20 protein-coding genes and 1 pseudogene are annotated in these 15,796 nt (G+C 62.6%); 14 read left to right on the forward strand and 7 right to left on the reverse strand.

Translation table 11 applies throughout. The features are described 5' to 3' along the window. The 4 genes and pseudogenes from NKG95_RS00005 to NKG95_RS00020 all read left to right on the forward strand — a co-directional run. The coding region (locus NKG95_RS00005) for an NAD(P)/FAD-dependent oxidoreductase (RefSeq protein WP_353039565.1) at positions 1–547 on the forward strand (547 nt) is incomplete at its 5' end. 451 nt (positions 548–998) lie between these two features. Next, complete coding sequence (locus NKG95_RS00010) at positions 999–1,154, forward strand: hypothetical protein (RefSeq protein ID WP_023721927.1); 156 nt, start codon at positions 999–1,001, stop codon at positions 1,152–1,154. Positions 1,155–1,389: 235 nt separating this feature from the next. Beyond that, positions 1,390–2,265: an MBL fold metallo-hydrolase gene (locus NKG95_RS00015; protein ID WP_352481087.1), complete on the forward strand. Its 876-nt coding sequence runs from the start codon at positions 1,390–1,392 to the stop codon at positions 2,263–2,265. Between the two features lie 58 nt (positions 2,266–2,323). After that, positions 2,324–2,489 (forward strand): annotated as a pseudogene (locus NKG95_RS00020) (IS630 family transposase); the annotation flags it as partial. Between the two features lie 16 nt (positions 2,490–2,505). Here the strand turns inward: NKG95_RS00020 and NKG95_RS00025 are convergent. Then, positions 2,506–2,931 carry a GNAT family N-acetyltransferase gene (locus NKG95_RS00025; RefSeq protein ID WP_352496013.1) on the reverse strand — a complete coding sequence of 142 codons (426 nt, stop codon included), beginning with the start codon at positions 2,929–2,931 and terminating at the stop codon, positions 2,506–2,508. 166 nt (positions 2,932–3,097) lie between these two features. Between NKG95_RS00025 and leuD the strand changes: the two genes are divergently transcribed. From leuD to leuB, 5 genes are all read left to right on the forward strand, one after another. Beyond that, complete coding sequence (gene leuD / locus NKG95_RS00030) at positions 3,098–3,703, forward strand: 3-isopropylmalate dehydratase small subunit (RefSeq protein WP_023721924.1); 606 nt, start codon at positions 3,098–3,100, stop codon at positions 3,701–3,703. Between the two features lie 60 nt (positions 3,704–3,763). Then, the gene (locus NKG95_RS00035; protein WP_353039567.1) at positions 3,764–4,693 is read left to right on the forward strand and encodes an Ivy family c-type lysozyme inhibitor; all 930 of its coding nucleotides are present in this window, start codon (positions 3,764–3,766) and stop codon (positions 4,691–4,693) included. A gap of 148 nt (positions 4,694–4,841) precedes the next feature. Then, positions 4,842–5,225, forward strand: coding sequence for a RidA family protein (locus NKG95_RS00040; RefSeq protein WP_353039569.1), 384 nt, complete (start codon positions 4,842–4,844; stop codon positions 5,223–5,225). A 51-nt stretch (positions 5,226–5,276) separates the two neighbouring features. Continuing rightward, on the forward strand, positions 5,277–5,627 hold the full coding sequence (locus NKG95_RS00045; RefSeq protein WP_352481122.1) for a VOC family protein: 351 nt from the start codon (positions 5,277–5,279) through the stop codon (positions 5,625–5,627). Positions 5,628–5,767: 140 nt separating this feature from the next. Then, complete coding sequence (gene leuB / locus NKG95_RS00050; RefSeq protein WP_353039571.1) at positions 5,768–6,871, forward strand: 3-isopropylmalate dehydrogenase; 1,104 nt, start codon at positions 5,768–5,770, stop codon at positions 6,869–6,871. A gap of 58 nt (positions 6,872–6,929) precedes the next feature. Here leuB and NKG95_RS00055 read toward each other — a convergent pair whose 3' ends face one another. Both NKG95_RS00055 and NKG95_RS00060 read right to left on the reverse strand, forming a co-directional pair. Next, positions 6,930–7,643, reverse strand: a complete 714-nt coding sequence (locus NKG95_RS00055; RefSeq protein ID WP_353039573.1) for a DUF805 domain-containing protein — start codon at positions 7,641–7,643, stop codon at positions 6,930–6,932. Between the two features lie 88 nt (positions 7,644–7,731). Beyond that, entirely contained in the window at positions 7,732–9,564 is a 1,833-nt protein-coding gene (locus NKG95_RS00060) for a DEAD/DEAH box helicase (protein ID WP_353039575.1), read from the reverse strand. Between the two features lie 200 nt (positions 9,565–9,764). Between NKG95_RS00060 and NKG95_RS00065 the strand changes: the two genes are divergently transcribed. The 3 genes from NKG95_RS00065 (at position 9,765) to NKG95_RS00075 (ending at position 11,596) form a co-directional block, all read left to right on the forward strand. Then, positions 9,765–9,914 carry a hypothetical protein gene (locus tag NKG95_RS00065; RefSeq protein WP_023721917.1) on the forward strand — a complete coding sequence of 50 codons (150 nt, stop codon included), beginning with the start codon at positions 9,765–9,767 and terminating at the stop codon, positions 9,912–9,914. Positions 9,915–10,018: 104 nt separating this feature from the next. Beyond that, positions 10,019–11,053, forward strand: a complete 1,035-nt coding sequence (locus tag NKG95_RS00070; RefSeq protein WP_023721916.1) for an aspartate-semialdehyde dehydrogenase — start codon at positions 10,019–10,021, stop codon at positions 11,051–11,053. A gap of 159 nt (positions 11,054–11,212) precedes the next feature. Then, entirely contained in the window at positions 11,213–11,596 is a 384-nt protein-coding gene (locus NKG95_RS00075; RefSeq protein ID WP_352516117.1) for a GNAT family N-acetyltransferase, read from the forward strand. A gap of 3 nt (positions 11,597–11,599) precedes the next feature. On the opposite strand, the gene NKG95_RS00080 is transcribed toward NKG95_RS00075, so the two are convergent. Further along, the gene (locus NKG95_RS00080; RefSeq protein ID WP_353039577.1) at positions 11,600–12,007 is read right to left on the reverse strand and encodes an ACT domain-containing protein; all 408 of its coding nucleotides are present in this window, start codon (positions 12,005–12,007) and stop codon (positions 11,600–11,602) included. Between the two features lie 259 nt (positions 12,008–12,266). On the opposite strand from NKG95_RS00080, the gene NKG95_RS00085 reads away from it, so the two are divergent. Next, the gene (locus NKG95_RS00085; RefSeq protein WP_353039579.1) at positions 12,267–12,677 is read left to right on the forward strand and encodes a DoxX family protein; all 411 of its coding nucleotides are present in this window, start codon (positions 12,267–12,269) and stop codon (positions 12,675–12,677) included. Positions 12,678–12,869: 192 nt separating this feature from the next. After that, positions 12,870–13,133 carry a YMGG-like glycine zipper-containing protein gene (locus tag NKG95_RS00090; protein WP_023680734.1) on the forward strand — a complete coding sequence of 88 codons (264 nt, stop codon included), beginning with the start codon at positions 12,870–12,872 and terminating at the stop codon, positions 13,131–13,133. Between the two features lie 93 nt (positions 13,134–13,226). Here NKG95_RS00090 and rpsP read toward each other — a convergent pair whose 3' ends face one another. The 3 genes from rpsP to ffh are packed head-to-tail and all read right to left on the reverse strand — an operon-like array spanning position 13,227 to position 15,619. After that, positions 13,227–13,628, reverse strand: a complete 402-nt coding sequence (rpsP, locus tag NKG95_RS00095; RefSeq protein ID WP_023721913.1) for a 30S ribosomal protein S16 — start codon at positions 13,626–13,628, stop codon at positions 13,227–13,229. Positions 13,629–13,674: 46 nt separating this feature from the next. Beyond that, entirely contained in the window at positions 13,675–14,001 is a 327-nt protein-coding gene (locus NKG95_RS00100) for a chorismate mutase (protein ID WP_023721912.1), read from the reverse strand. 7 nt (positions 14,002–14,008) lie between these two features. After that, positions 14,009–15,619 (reverse strand): signal recognition particle protein, encoded by a 1,611-nt coding sequence (gene ffh / locus NKG95_RS00105; protein ID WP_023721911.1) that lies wholly within the window; start codon positions 15,617–15,619, stop codon positions 14,009–14,011. Positions 15,620–15,796 lie beyond the last annotated feature (177 nt).

Here is a 15,796-nt window from a genome sequence, read left to right on the forward strand (position 1 = left end):
GAATGCCGGCAAGGTGGCAGCAATGGCCGGGCTGGCGCTGCCGGTGGAGCCGCGCAAGCGCAATGTCTTCGTCTTCGAGGCGCGCGAAAAATATGACGACATGCCGCTGCTGGTCGACCCGAGCGGCATCTATGTCCGGCCGGAAGGTTCGGTCTACATCACCGGCGGCGCCGAGCCGGAAGAGGGCGAAGGCCCCGCCGACCCCACAGATTTCGAACCCGACTGGCCGCTGTTCGAAGAGGTGATCTGGCCGGTGCTGGCGACCCGCATTCCGGCCTTCGAGGCGATCAAGCCGACGCGCGCCTGGGTCGGCCATTACGACTACAACACGCTCGACCAGAACGCGGTGATCGGTTCGCATCCCGAGGTCGGCAATTTCTTCTTCGCCAACGGTTTTTCCGGCCACGGCTTGCAGCAGGCGCCGGCGGTCGGCAAAGCGCTGGCCGAACTGATCGTCCATGGCGGCTATCGCACGGTGGATTGCTCGGCGTTTGGGTATAGCCGTGTCGCTGAGGGGCGGGCGTTTCGTGAATTGAACGTGATTTGAGGGAAGGCCGCCCAGAATAAGCCGCTCTGTCGAGTTCCCGCCCATCCCCTCTGTCCTGCCGGACAGAGGGGAGGCTGTCCCGCCGATATCAAAAGTCCGCACGCTAGTAGTCAAAACCTGACGCTTGGTACCCGAAACGGAATACCGCTGCCGACTCGTTTCGGACATCTAGGGCAGATACTTAAAGAGCCATGGAAAGCAGGAATTTGACTTGACCTCCACTAGTTGGAAGGCACTTTCAGTGTTGATGTTCGCAATTATCCCATTCTCTGGATGAAGCAACGACCCTGAGTCACCGGAGAACAAACGTATATACTCTGTTCTCCAGCATCAGGAGTTTGAATTACGTCAGCAGAATAATCTGCCAATTATTTTTTCGGCAAGCGAGTAATGGATACTGAAATCAATACTATCGCCGTCCCTCTCGCCGGTGAGGCGAAAGGCTTATGTAGTGTTTTATGCCACGCCCGAAGAGGGTGGGTTAATTCTGTCGGTTCCGCAGCAATATGACGATATCAGTCTGACGAAGCAGACGCTTGAAGCCATCGTTGATAAAGGCCTCATCTCAAAGCCGCTTGAAATTCACCTTGCGTCACGCGCGCACTGAGCGCTTTGCCAAAAAGTACATGGTAGCGTCCGCTTTCCACCCTGAGCGGGCTTACGGCCCCGGAACCAAGCGTCAGATTTCGACCACTAGTGGTTAAGTTCTAACGCTTGGTACCCGATCGTGAGCGCGGCCACATCGCGAGCGCTCCTTCTCCTACAGGCAGAAATGTCTGACGCCATCTGGCCGCAAATGTTATCTCTAGTGATCCGTCCTCGATCGAAGAAGGATGCAGTCAGTGGATGACTGGAGAATCGGGAATATCTGGATAACCAGAATTCTGGAGATGTGCGACCCCCTGCGGACGCCGTCGGAATGGTTTCCCGACTGCACCGATGAAGCGCTCGAACCGCATCTTCATTGGCTCACGCCGCGATTAATATCGCCTGCAACCGGCCGGCTTATTCTTCCCATCCAGAGTTTTCTTGTTCGTACCGGACACCACACCATTCTGGTCGACAGTTGCGTCGGCAACGATAAGACGTTCGCATACTTCCCCCATTGGCATCGCCGCAATGACGGCACCTTTTTGGAGCGCCTGGCAAATGCAGGTGTTGCTCCCGAGCAGATCGACTATGTGCTGTGCACCCATCTTCATGTCGACCATTGCGGTTGGAACACACGATTGGTGGACGGGCGTTGGATACCGACATTCCCGAACGCCCGCTACATCATGGCGCGGCGCGAGTTCGAGGCCGCACAGGCGGCCTCCGGTGATGACGAAGATCGGACCTATGAGGACAATGTGTTGCCAATCGTCGAGGCTGGTCGGGCTGTGCTTGTCGATATGGATTATGAACTCGATGGCGAAGTGTGGCTGGAACCGACGCCGGGCCACACCCCGGGGCACGTAGCCATCGGCCTGAAATCTCGAGGCGTAGGGGCAGTGTTTTCCGGCGATCTCATGCATTGGCCGATGCAATGCATATACCCTGACTGGAGCTTTCGGTACGACACGGACCCTGACCAGGCACGTCGGACGAGATGGGCATTCCTGGAGGCTTGCTCGGACAATGGCCGCATCGTAATGACGTCGCATTTTCCCTTGCCGTCGGTGGGAACCATCTCGCGACGCCAGTCATCATTCTGGTTCGAGGATCAGCAGCCGCCGTAGTCGCCGGGGACGCCGACTGGGCGATCGCCCTCGGCCACCCGCACTTGTCGAAGCGCCGCTCAAGCGCGGCGTCTTTCACTCGGTGGTCGACCTCCAGGGCGGCAATCTACCCCTTCCTCGCCGAGCACAACCAGCAGCCCAGACCCTTCATCTGGACCGCCGACCCCGACAGGATCGCCGCCGCGGTCAAACGCGGGCACCAAACGTTAGATTCGATCCACTAGCTGGCAAGGCAACGCGTCAGCGCTTGCGGTCGAACCAGAACGCGTCGGACACGCGCTTCATGCCGATGCGCTCATAAAAGCCGACGGCGTCGGGCATGGAAATCAGGCTTATGGCAACGGAAGGCCCGAGTTGCCGGCGCGCTTCATCAAGCAGGCCCTTGCCGATGCCGAGCCCTTGCGCCGATTTGCAAACGGCGAGCTCGGAAACGTAACAGACCCACGAGAAATCGGTAACACCGCGGGCAACACCGACCAGCGGCTTGCCTTCTGTATCGAGACGCGCGGTGAGCACCAAATTGGCCCCTGACAGCATCGCGTTCAATCGGGTGTCGTCATCGACGGGGCGATTGGCGCCGAGGCCGGATTCCACCAGAACGCGGCGGAACTCGGCGATGCCGAGACCCGGTTCGCTGGCGTAGAGGACCTTGGATCGCGTTGTCATGTCGACAAAAGTGCACCATGGGCCGGTGGTTTTGAAGCTGTTTTGTACCGATCTTGCGTTTCGATCGACGACAGAGGTCCAAAAACAGCCGCCTTTTATTTGCCCGCGGCTTTGTGTAAACCGGGCGCCAGCAATTTCCCGCAACAAGAAGAAGACGGGCAAGGACATGGAAAAATTCACCAAGCTCACCGGCGTCGCCGCGCCGATGCCGATCGTCAATGTCGACACCGACATGATCATCCCCAAGGATTATCTCAAGACGATCAAGCGCACCGGACTCGGCACCGGCCTGTTCGCCGAAATGCGCTACAAGGACGATGGTTCGGAAAACCCGGACTTCGTGCTCAACAAGCCGGCCTACCGCAAGGCGCAGATCCTGGTCGCCGGCGATAATTTCGGCTGCGGCTCGAGCCGGGAACATGCGCCGTGGGCGCTGCTCGACTTCGGCATCCGCTGCGTCATCTCGACCTCGTTCGCCGACATTTTCTACAACAATTGCTTCAAGAACGGCATCCTGCCGATCACCGTCAGCCCGGAAGACCTGGAGAAACTGATGGACGATGCCTCGCGCGGTTCGAACGCGACGCTGTCGGTCGATCTGGAGGCCAAGGAAATCCGCGGGCCGGACGGCGGCGTGGTCAAATTCGACCTCGACGAGTTCAAGCGCCATTGCCTGCTCAACGGGCTCGACGATATCGGCCTGACCATGGAGAAGGCCGGCGCCATCGCTTCGTTCGAGAAGAGGAACGCCGCTGAGCGCCCCTGGGCCTGAGCGGTACGATGACCCGGCGGCGACAGGCCGGGTTCGTTGCGGCTGAACGGAGGGACAGTCATGACACGTTCGCTTCTTGCCGGCGCCTGCGCGTTGGCGTGGATTCTGATGCCGATGGCTGGCGCGCATGCCCAGACCGACACGGTGCTCGTGCCGGCTGACGATGCGCCCGGCACGGCCGCCGACCAGGGCGCGTTGAGCAATGCGGCCCTAGCCGACAATGACAAACAGGCGCCGATCCCGTTCGAGGGCGGCCAGCTGACCATCACCCAGGAGGAGGAGTACGGGGAACGGGTGCTCGCCTTCGACGGCAAGGAACTGGCGCGCAATTATGACGTCTTCTTCGACAAGATCGTCGAGGTCGGCGGCGTCAAGGTGGCGCTGATCGATGTCGGCGACGGCGGCAATCAATGCGGCCCGGCCAAGGTGATCGTGTGGAAGCCGGAAGGCGGCACGATCCAGACGGTCACGGTCGAGCAGGACGAATGCGGCGCGCCGCCGACCGCGATCTCCGACAGCGCCATCTATTTCGTGCCCTATCTGCTGCCGGGCGATTCCAAGCCGGCGCTGCAATGGTCGCCGACGGCCGGACTGATGACTTCCGGCAATCTCACCTACATGCCGGAGCCGGGCACCGACTGGAAAGACGTCGATCCGTCGAAATACGACAACATCATCGACGCCTTCCACAACGAGGCTGTCTACAAGCAAGCCGAGACGCTGCTTGGCAAGGACATGCCCGACATGGCGACCAGCCTGCTGGTCGGCGGCGGCACGGAAAAAACCGCGTCGGGTGCCTTCTTTGCCAGCGGCTGCGTGCCGCATGATTGCGGCGGCAATGACGGCTTCATGGCGGTCGACCCGGTCAAGCACAAGCTCTATTTCGCCCGCCGCGGCGACAAGCCCGAGCCGGACGCGTGGCCAGCGGTGAGTACATGGCCGGCCGACGTCAAGGAAGCGCTGGACAAGGCGCTGGGGTCGGCGAATTAGGTATTTTTGCAAAGCGCAGTGACCACCACGCCTTGGACGAGAGGGCTTTGTCGAGGCGGGAGACTCATAACAACCGTCAGTTCTATCTGGCCCATGGCGGGATCGGCTCGTTCCCTGCAAGATATCCGCGACGATTTGCGGAGGACCCATGCGAAAACTGATCTCCACCGGTTCGCCCTTTGAGAACACCGCCGGCTATTCGCGCGCCGTGGTGCAGGGCGACTGGTGTTTCGTGTCCGGAACGACCGGCTACGATTATGCGACCATGTCGATGCCGGAGACGGTGGAGGCGCAAACGCGCAATTGCCTGACGACAATCGCCAAGGCGCTCGGGGACGGCGGCTTCGAGATGGCCGATGTGGTGCGGGCGCATTACTATATCACCGATGCGGCTTTCGTGGATGTGGTGTTCCCGATCCTCGGCGAGGCCTTTGGCGAGATCAGGCCGGCGGCAACGATGATCGTGTGCCAGCTCAACAAGCCGGAGATGAAGATCGAGATCGAGGTGACGGCGCTGCGGCGCACAGCCTGATGCCTGTCACGGTTGCGACAACGACACGGTTAGCACGAGGATCGGCCCATGGTGAAGGTCAGACGCATCGTTGCAAACATAGACACGCAGGATATCGCGGCGGCAAAACCCTTCTATCAGGATGTGCTCGGCCTCGATCTCAAGATGGATATGGGCTGGATCGCTACCTATGGCTCGCAAGAGACGATGTCCGTGCAGGTCAGTTTCATGGCCGAAGGGGGATCAGGAACGCCGGTGCCGGACATCTCTATCGAAGTCGACGACGTCGATGCCTCGCTTGAAAGCATGAGGACGGCCGGCTTTATCATCGAGTACGGTCCGGCAGACGAACCCTGGGGCGTGCGGCGCTTCTTCGTGCGCGACCCGTTCGGCAGGCTGGTGAATATCCTTTCGCATCTGTAGACGTTTTGTCTTGAGCATCGGATTTTCCCAAAACCGGTTGCCACTTTTGGGTCCGATGCTCTGAACCGCAGGCTTGCGCGTCGGTCGCTTGGCGTTTAGCAAGGCCGCGTTCATGCGCTAAAATAATCGGGACGGTTCTCATGGCTTCGAAAAATCTTCTCCTGCTTGCCGGCGATGGCATCGGCCCCGAGGCGATGGCCGAGGTGAAGAAGCTGATCGCCGCGATGAACGACAAGCTCGGCAGCGATTTCGTCACCGATGAGGGCCTTGTCGGCGGCTGCGCTTACGACGCACATGGCGCGGCGATTTCCGATGCCGACATGGCCAAGGCAATGGCGGCGGACGCGGTGCTGTTTGGCGCCGTCGGCGGACCGAAATGGGATGCCGTGCCTTACGAGGTGCGCCCGGAGGCGGGTCTGCTGCGGCTGCGCAAGGACATGGAGCTGTTCGCCAATCTTCGACCCGCCATTTGCTATCCGGCGCTGGCGGCGTCCTCCTCGCTCAAGCAGGAGGTGGTCGAGGGGCTCGATATCCTCATCGTGCGCGAGCTCACCGGCGGCGTCTATTTCGGTGAGCCGAAGCAGATCATCGATCTCGGCAACGGCCAGAAGCGCGGTATCGACACCCAGGTCTACGATACTTTCGAGATCGAGCGCATTTCGGGCGTTGCCTTCGAATTGGCACGCACGCGCAAGAACCACGTCACCTCGATGGAAAAGCGCAATGTGATGAAATCGGGCGTGCTGTGGAACGAGGTCGTCAGCCAGACGCAAAAGGCCAGGTATGCCGACGTCAAGCTCGACCATATGCTCGCCGATGCCGGCGGCATGCAGCTGGTACGCTGGCCCAAGCAGTTCGATGTCATCGTCACCGACAATCTGTTCGGCGACATGCTGTCCGACATCGCCGCCATGCTGACCGGCTCGATCGGCATGCTGCCGTCGGCCTCGCTCGGCGCGCCGGATGCGAAGACAAAAAAGCGCAAGGCGCTCTACGAGCCGGTGCATGGCTCGGCGCCCGACATCGCCGGCAAGGGCATCGCCAATCCGATCGCCATGATCGCCTCCTTCGCCATGTGCATGCGCTATTCCTTCGGCATGGTGACTGAAGCCGACAAGCTCGAAGGTGCGATCGCCGCCGTGCTCGACGACGGCCTGCGCACCAGGGATATTCATTCGCCGGGGATGACCGAGGTCGGCACCGCTGAGATGGGCGACGCGATCATCGCCAAGTTCCTGGTCTGATCCTGTGTAGGTCCACGTCCGCTGGGCGACTGCCGCCGATGCGGCGGCACTCCCGCGGTTAGATTTGGACACCCGCCGGCACCGGACCCCACTGGTTTTCACGCGGCTGGGTCGGGATCAGCGCAAAGATCAGGATGATCACGGTGCCGAAGGTCGGGATCAGGAAAAGCAGGAAGAGCCAGCCGGTCAGGCCGATATCGTGCAGGCGGCGCACGTTGAGCCCGAACCACGGCAGGGCTGTCGCCAGCAGGAAGAGGCCGCAAAGGCCGACCGTCACTGCCGGCAATTCACTGTTGTCGAGATTGCCCATGGCGTCGTCGATGAAGACGCCGAGACCTATCGCCACGATCAGCGCGATCGTCCAGAACAAGCAATAGCCCCAATATTCCTTGCGGCGGGCACGGCCGGCGAAGTTGAAATAATTTTCGGTCAGGCCACGCGAGAAGTAGCTCCACAGGCCGGTGGATTCGGCGGGACTGTTTTCAGCGGACCGGCCGAAATGTTGCGGCTGACGTGCCGCGGGCGCATTGCCGGCCTGAGATGGGGCGGCGATTGCAGCGGAGGCGTCGGCGGGTGCACTGGCAGGTTGGACGTGGATCGAAAAAACATCGCGTGCCCGTCCGCCAGCCGGCTGGAATTCGACGGTCGTGCCTGCGGCAACCGACGCTTGGCGGCGCAAGTCCTCGCGCGCGAAGCTGTAGCGGTTGCCATCGGCCCCGGTAATGAAACCGAAGGCCTGGTCCTCGTCATAGTGAAGAACTTCGCCGCGCATGTCCTGCCCACCCCATTGCCCTGCCCCAGACTGTGCAAAGTTCCGGTAGACCGCAAGGGGCGTGCGCGAAATGGAAGGGGCAGGCTATTCACCCCGGCCGTTTCTTCGATTTCTTGTGTTTCGCCGGTCCGCCTTCGAATTTCGCCTTGGCCGGTTTGCCGGCCCAGGGCTTTGCCTCGAATGCCGGGCGCTGGTCAGCCGGTGCGCGCTTCTCGAATTTGGGCGCGTTCTGATCGAATGTCCGCTTGCCGCGGTGCGGCTTCTTGTCGGGGCGCGGCTCCTGATAGCCGGCCCGCGACAAATCCGGCGTGCCGTCCAGCCGCTTGACCGCGATGTTGCCCTGCAGCTTGCGGTCGGGGCCGATCGCGGCGAGGAAGCGCTCGGCCCAGTCCGCCGCGATCTGCACGAAGGTTTCTTCCGGCTGCATCTTGATGGCGCCGATCTCGCGCTTGGAGATGCCGCCTGTCCGGCACAGCATCGGGATCAGCCAGCGCGGCTCGGCATTCTGCCGGCGTCCGACCGACAGCGAGAACCAGACGCTGTCGCCGAAATCGTCGCGGCGGCTCGGTGCCTCGTCCCGGCGCGCAAATTTTTCGCCCGACGGCGTGAACGGTGCGACGTCGAGAAGATCCTCCGGCGCCGAGCGGCTGGAGCGGCACATCCGTACGAAGGCTGCGGCAACCTGTTCGGGTCCGTGCTGATCGAGAAGCGCCTGGACGAAGCCTCGCTCCTCATCCTTCATAGGCTCGCTGAAGACCGGGTCGGCGAGAATGCGCTCGTCATCGCGCCGGATCACGTCGTCGGCCGAGGGCGGGCTCGCCCAGGTCGCCGCAAGGCCGGCACTCTGCAGCAGCCGCTCGGTGCGCTTGCGGGCATTGTTGGGCACGATCAGCGCGCTGACGCCCTTGCGCCCCGCCCGTCCCGTTCGCCCGCTTCGGTGCAGAAGCGTCTCCGGGTTGGTCGGCAAGTCGGCATGGATCACCAGCTCGAGGTTGGGCAGGTCGATGCCACGCGCCGCGACGTCAGTGGCGATGCAGACCTTGGCGCGGCCGTCGCGCATCGCCTGCAGCGCGTGGCTGCGCTCGTTCTGGCTCAGCTCGCCGGACAGTGCCACGACGGAAAAGTTGCGGTTGTTGAAGCGCGCTGTCAGGTGATTGACGGCGGCACGCGTGTTGCAGAACACCAGCGCGTTCTTCGCCTCATAGTACCGCAGCACGTTGATGATGGCGTTTTCGCGGTCGGCCTGCGCGACGCCCAGCGCCCGGTATTCGATGTCGAGATGCTGCTTCTCCTCGCCCGAGGCCGAGATGCGCACGGCATCGCGCTGGTAGCCCTTGGCCAGCGTGGCGATGGAGCGCGGCACGGTCGCGGAAAACATCAACGTGCGGCGCTCGGCAGGGGCGGCGTCGAGGATGAATTCCAGGTCCTCGCGAAAGCCGAGATCGAGCATCTCGTCGGCCTCGTCGAGCACGACTGCCTTGAGCGCCGACATGTCGAGAGAATTGCGGGTGATGTGGTCGCGCAGGCGGCCGGGCGTGCCGACGACGATATGGGCGCCACGCTCCAGCGCGCGTCGCTCGGTGCGCATGTCCATGCCGCCGACGCAGGACGACACCGTGGCGCCTGTCAGCTCGTAGAGCCATTCCAGCTCGCGCGTCACCTGCAGGGCCAGCTCCCGCGTCGGCGCCACGGCCAGCGCCAGGGGTGCCGCCGCGTGGGAAAAGCGCTCCGCGCCGTCGAGCAGCGTCGGCGCCAAGGCCAGTCCGAAAGCGACGGTCTTGCCGGAGCCGGTCTGGGCTGAAACCAGCGCATCGGCCTGACCGAGCTCAAGAACCGCTTTCTGCACCGGTGTCAGCTCGACATAGCCGCGTTTTTCCAGCGCCTTTGCCAGCACGGGGACAATAGCTTCGAAGTTGGACATATGCTTCTTTCGAAATTCGGATTCTTAAATGCCCGGCGACGGGTCTGATGTCGGCAAGCGCCACGACGGGCGCCACGAGCCAAACGATGCCCGTTCGTACTTCGTGCCGCCCTCGTTGTACAGGGCGGGCGATCCGCCTGGTTGCGATTGACTCCTTACGCAAACCGCGTAAAAGCCGGCACCGAACGGGATAGTTTTCGATGCGCGGCCTTTTGATGGCGCTTCTTGCCTTCGACATCCCCGGCCCCAATGCGAACCATTGGGCCGGACGTCTCGGTGCGCCTTTCCGTTCCAGCAAAACCACGTTCTTGGTCAAAAAAACCGGTAAAACGACCACCAAAACGGTCTGATTCCCTTGGCCTAACCACCCTCTCCCGGGTCCGGCCCGGGGTGAAACCCGCATTGGCCGGCGGGTTTTCTCCAGAAACCGAGCGGAGAGGGACAGGAGATTTCGATGAGTTTCAAGGTTGCGATCGTCGGCGCCACGGGCAATGTGGGCCGGGAAATGCTCAACATACTGGAAGAGCGCGGCTTTCCGGTGAGCGAGGTGGTGGCGCTGGCCTCGCGGCGCAGCCAGGGCACGGAAGTGTCGTTCGGCGACCGCACGCTGAAGGTCCGGACGCTCGACCAATATGATTTTTCCGACACCGACATCTGCATCATGTCGGCCGGCGGCAACGTCTCCAAGGAATGGTCGCCGAAGATCGGCAAGCAGGGCTGCGTCGTCATCGATAATTCATCGGCCTTCCGCTACGACCAGGACGTGCCGCTGATCGTTCCCGAAGTGAACCCGGATGCGATTTCGCTGTTCACACGCAAGAACATCATTGCCAACCCGAACTGCTCGACGGCGCAGCTGGTCGTGGCGCTGAAGCCGCTGCATGACTTCGCCACCATAAAGCGCGTCGTCGTCGCCACCTACCAGTCGGTCTCCGGCGCCGGTAAGGAAGGCATGGACGAACTGTTCACGCAGACGCGGGCGGTGTTCGTCGCCGATTCCGTCGACGTCAAGAAGTTCACCAAGCGCATCGCCTTCAACGTCATCCCGCATATCGACGTCTTCCTCGACGACGGCTTCACCAAGGAAGAATGGAAGATGGTGGCCGAGACCAAGAAGATGCTCGATCCCAAGATCAAGCTGACGGCGACCTGCGTGCGGGTGCCGGTGTTCATCGGCCATTCGGAAGCGGTCAACATTGAGTTCGAGAAGCCGATCACCGCCGATGAGGCGCGCGAGATCCTGCGCGAGGCGCCGGGCTGCCAGGTCATCGACAAGCGCGAGGACGGCGGCTACATCACGCCGCTGGAATCGGCTGGCGAGGACGCCACCTTCATCTCGCGCATCCGCGAGGATTCGACCATCGACAACGGCCTGTCGATGTGGATCGTCTCCGACAATCTGCGCAAAGGCGCGGCACTCAACGCGGTTCAGATCGCGGAGCTGCTGGTCGAGCGCGGGCTGATCCAGCCAAAGAAGAAGGCGGCATAACTTCTCGCTCACGGGCCGCATCGCCGCTTCGCGGCTGGCCCTCCGCGGGGGCGCCGGACGGCCGGCGGCCCGCGGTCGCAGGCTTGTGAGATGAGCATTGCGACTAAAATCGCGCTGCGTCCGGCTAACGGGTCGGACGCAGGCGCAATTGCCAGGATCATGCGCGCAGCGCTTTCGTCGTTCGACTGGATGCCGGTCCTGCATACACCGGATGAGGATATGGCCTTCATCAGCGGCACCGTGCTGGCGCAGCAGCACGTGACGGTCGCCGAAATCGACGCGGCCATTGTTGGCTTTGTCGCCGTTGCAGGAGAATGGGTCGAGCAGCTCTATCTGGATCCTGCCTGGACTGGCCAAGGCATCGGCGCCCGGCTGCTGACACAAGCAACCGCGAATTTGCCGGTTGTGAAATTGCATTGCTTTCAGTCGAACTCAGGCGCTCGGCGCTTCTACGAGCGCCATGGCTTTCGCGCGGAAGCTTTGGGCAACGGCACGAACAATGAAGAGCGATTGCCCGACATTTTGTACGTCCGAAGGCATTGATCCTTATCGTGCGGCGTCCGCAGCGAGTTTCTGCAAAACATCCAGCGCCTCCTCCGCCCGGTCGGCGGGCACGAACAGGTGATCGTGGTAGACGACCGAGACCGGATTGACGCCGATGCCGGCGGTGGCCAGCCGCGCGGTGATGGCGGCGAGGAAGCCGACCGCTTCCAGCGACGAATGGACGTTCAGCGTCAGCATCCGGCAGCGGAACACGGTTTTCAGGCCAGCGGTCTTGGCCTGGTCTTCAAGCACGATCAGCGTCATGCCCTCGTGCTCGCGAAACAGCATTACCGGATCGAGCTGGTCGGGAACGGCCGCATCAGGTGGCAACGTGGTGAAGACATGAACGCCGGCAAGCAACTCCGGCGTCATTGCCGCCAGCAACTTTTTCAGGTCGGTCTCTCCGGCCATCGCTTACTTTCGTTGTGCGATTAGGCGGCTGCTGCCGTCGAGCGCTCGGGAGATACCCTTACGGATTTCCAATAACGCCCTCCACCTCACCTCGCAAGGTGGACTTGGCCAGGTTGGTTGCTGGCTGAACTTGCACATCCAAGGTCGCCGTCCCCGGAGTGAAAAAGCACTGGAGGCATGTCGGATGGCCGTCATGGGACGCGTCCTTGGTTCGAGCTGGCAGAAAAGCCAGTGCTCGCAACGACCGGAGGGAACATCAATGACCAAGTCTCAGGCAGCATCCGTCTCACCGCGCGCCCTCTGGGCCGGTCGCGTGCTCAGCGCCGTCATCGTGCTGTTCATGATCTTCGACGGCGTCATCAAGGTACCGCCGCTCGAAATCGTCACCCAGACCATGGTGCAGCTCGGCTGGCCAGCCGATGCCAATGTCTCGCGCATGCTCGGCATCATTGGATTGGTCTCGACAGCACTTTATGTAGTGCCGCGCACCTCGGTGCTCGGCGCCATCCTGCTCACCGCCTATCTCGGCGGCGCCATCGCCACGCATGTGCGTATCGGCAGCCCTTTGTTCTCGCATATGCTGTTCGGCGTCTACCTCGGCGCCATCCTCTGGGGCGGCCTGTATCTGCGCGATCCAAGGGTGCGCGCGCTGATCCCGTTCAGCCAATAGCAGCGACTTCCAAAGCCGTTCGATGGCGGCCACGCCGCCAGAGAGGGCGCTGTCTGCCGCCGCCTTTCTTCTCTTTGGATCAAATCGAGCGCCGCCCGGTCTGCTGCCGATCTTCTTCTTTGGATCAAATTGGCTGGTTGCGAGTTAGGGGGCGCAGCGGCGAGGACGGCACCCTGTTGGAGAGGAACGACAATGAAAAAGGTGATGATCTTGATGGCCCTGCTGGTGCCGCTCGGTGCCTGCTCCCGTACTGAGCAAGGCGCGGCCGTTGGTGGCCTGGGCGGTGCGGCGGTCGGCGCCGCAGTGGCCGGCAACCCGACCAAGGGCGCGGTGATCGGCGGTGCGGCCGGCGCCTTGGCCGGTGCGCTGATCGGCCGTGCCAGCGAAAGCGGCCAGTGCCGTTATCGCGATCGCAATGGCCGTGTCTACGTTGCGAGTTGCCCGGAAGGCTATTGATCGGGCCGCATCATACGGATGGACAGCAAAACGGCGGGCAAAGGCCCGCCGTTTTGTGACTGGTCAGCCGTTTTGTGAAGGGCAATCGATGACTTATTCGGCGCTGGCGGCTTCCGCCTCGGCCGGCGCGGCGGAAGCGGCGGCAACAGCGGCTGCAGCTTCCTCCTGCGCCTTCTTCAGCAGGGCTGCGCGCTCTTGCGCCTTCTTGCCGGGCTCGGCCTTCTTCGGGTTGGCGCGGGCTTCGCGCTTGGCGAGGCCGGCCTCGTCGAGGAAGCGCAGCACGCGGTCGGTCGGCTGGGCGCCGTGCGACAGCCAATGCTTGACGCGCTCGGCGTCAACCTTGACGCGTTCGCCGTCCTTGGGCAGCAGCGGGTTCCACGAGCCAAGCGACTCGATGAAACGGCCGTCGCGCGGCGAACGGGCATCGGCGACGACGACGTGGTAATAGGGACGCTTCTTCGAGCCCGCACGGGCCAGTCGGATTTTCAGTGGCATTTCTTTTCTCCTAAAAAGCTCTGATTGATCGGTTGGTGGCTGGTCCTCAGCCGGTTTTCGTTATGCCGTTGGATGCGGCGATCTGCTCGTGATGGCGGATCACTTCGCGGACGACGAAGTTCAGGAATTTTTCCGCGAAATCCGGGTCGAGATGGGCGTCCTTCGCCAGTTGGCGAAGACGGGCGATCTGCTGCTGCTCGCGTGCCGGATCGGCAGGCGGCAGGCCATGCTCCGCCTTCAGCACGCCGACCGCCTTGGTGCAGCGGAAGCGCTCGGCCAGCATGTGGATCAGCGCCGCGTCGATGTTGTCGATCGAGGCGCGATAATTGACCAGCGCCGCGCGCGCGTCAGCCATGTCCTTTTCTTCGTTCATGGCGCCCTCATTTCTTCTTGCCGAGGCCAGGCAGCCCGCCGCCGGATCCCGGCAAACCAGGGAGCTTCATGCCGCCGGGCAAGCCAGGCAGGCCACCGCCAGCGGGAAAGCCGCCGGGCAGGCCCTTCATGCCGCCGAGCCCGGCCGCCTGTGCCTGCTTCTGCAAGGCCTCGAGCTGCTTGGGGTCCATCTTGGACAGATCGGGCATGCCGCCGCCCATCATGCCGCCTTGGCCGCCCATGCCGGGCATCATGCCGCCGAGCCCCATCTTGGAAGCGAGGCCGCCCATCATGCCGCGCATCAGGCCGCCACCTTTGCCCTTGCCGCCCATCGCCTTCATCATGTCGGCCATGCCGCGATGCATCTTCAACAGCTTGTTGATTTCGGCCGCGTCGGTGCCCGAGCCGGCGGCGATGCGCTTCTTGCGCGAGTGCTTCAGAATATCGGGATTGGCGCGCTCGGCCTTGGTCATCGACGAGATGATGGCGAGCTGGCGGCCGAACATCTTGTCGTCGAGACCGGCGGCGGCCATCTGGTCCTTCATCTTGCCCATGCCCGGCATCATGCCCATGATGCCGCCCATGCCACCCATTTTCGACATTTGCTGAAGCTGGCCGGCGAGGTCGTTCAGGTCGAACTTGCCCGACTGCATCTTCTTGGCCATCGCCGCCGCCTGCTCGGCGTCGATGTTCTCGGCTGCCTTTTCGACGAGGCTGACGATGTCGCCCATGCCGAGGATGCGGTCGGCGATGCGCTTGGGGTGGAATTCCTCCAGCGCGTCCATTTTTTCGCCGATGCCGATCAGCTTGATCGGCTTGCCGGTGACGGCGCGCATCGAGAGTGCTGCGCCACCGCGACCGTCGCCGTCCATGCGGGTCAGCACGAGGCCGGTGATGCCAACACGCTCATCGAAGCTTTTCGCCAGATTGACGGCGTCCTGGCCGGTCAGCGAATCGGCAACCAGCAGGATCTCGTGCGGCGACGACACCTTCTTGATATCGGCCATCTCGACCATCAACGGCTCGTCGATGTGCGTACGGCCGGCGGTGTCGAGGATGACGATGTCGTGGCCGCCGAGCTTTGCCGCCTGCACGGCGCGGCGGGCGATGTCGACTGGCGTCTGGCCGGCGACGATCGGCAGCGTCGCGACCTTGACCTGCTCGCCGAGCTGACGGAGCTGCTCTTGCGCGGCGGGACGCCGCGTGTCGAGCGAGGCCATCAAGACCTTCTTGTTCTGGCGCTCGGCCAACCGCTTGGCGATCTTGGCCGAGGTCGTCGTCTTGCCGGAACCTTGCAGGCCGACCATCATGATGACGACCGGAGCCGGCGCATTGAGGTCGATGGCGACGCCCTCGGCGCCGAGCATCTCGACCAGCTCGTCATGGACGATCTTGACGACCATCTGGCCGGGCTTGATCGACTTGACCACGGCGGCGCCGACGGCCTTCTCGCGCACCTTGTCGGTGAAGGAACGCACCACTTCCAGCGCCACGTCGGCCTCGAGCAGCGCGCGGCGCACCTCGCGCAGCGCCGCCGAGACATCCGCCTCCGACAAGGCGCCGCGGCCGGTGAGGCCGTTCAGGATCGAACCAAGACGTTCCTGTAGCGATTCAAACATTCTTTTTCCTTTTCCCTGGCACCCGGATGATGCCCGAGAGGTAATGCGTTCGCGCCAGCTGTCCAAGCAAAAGCCGGTCCGGGCAAAAGCCCAAAGCCAAAAAGCACCCGGGGGCGCACAGCGCTGCCGGGTGTTGGCCTCCGGGATCGATTTACAGCACTTCACCTCAAAGAGGTT

The organism is Mesorhizobium sp. M1423, from assembly GCF_040317575.1.
Taxonomy (GTDB): domain Bacteria; phylum Pseudomonadota; class Alphaproteobacteria; order Rhizobiales; family Rhizobiaceae; genus Mesorhizobium.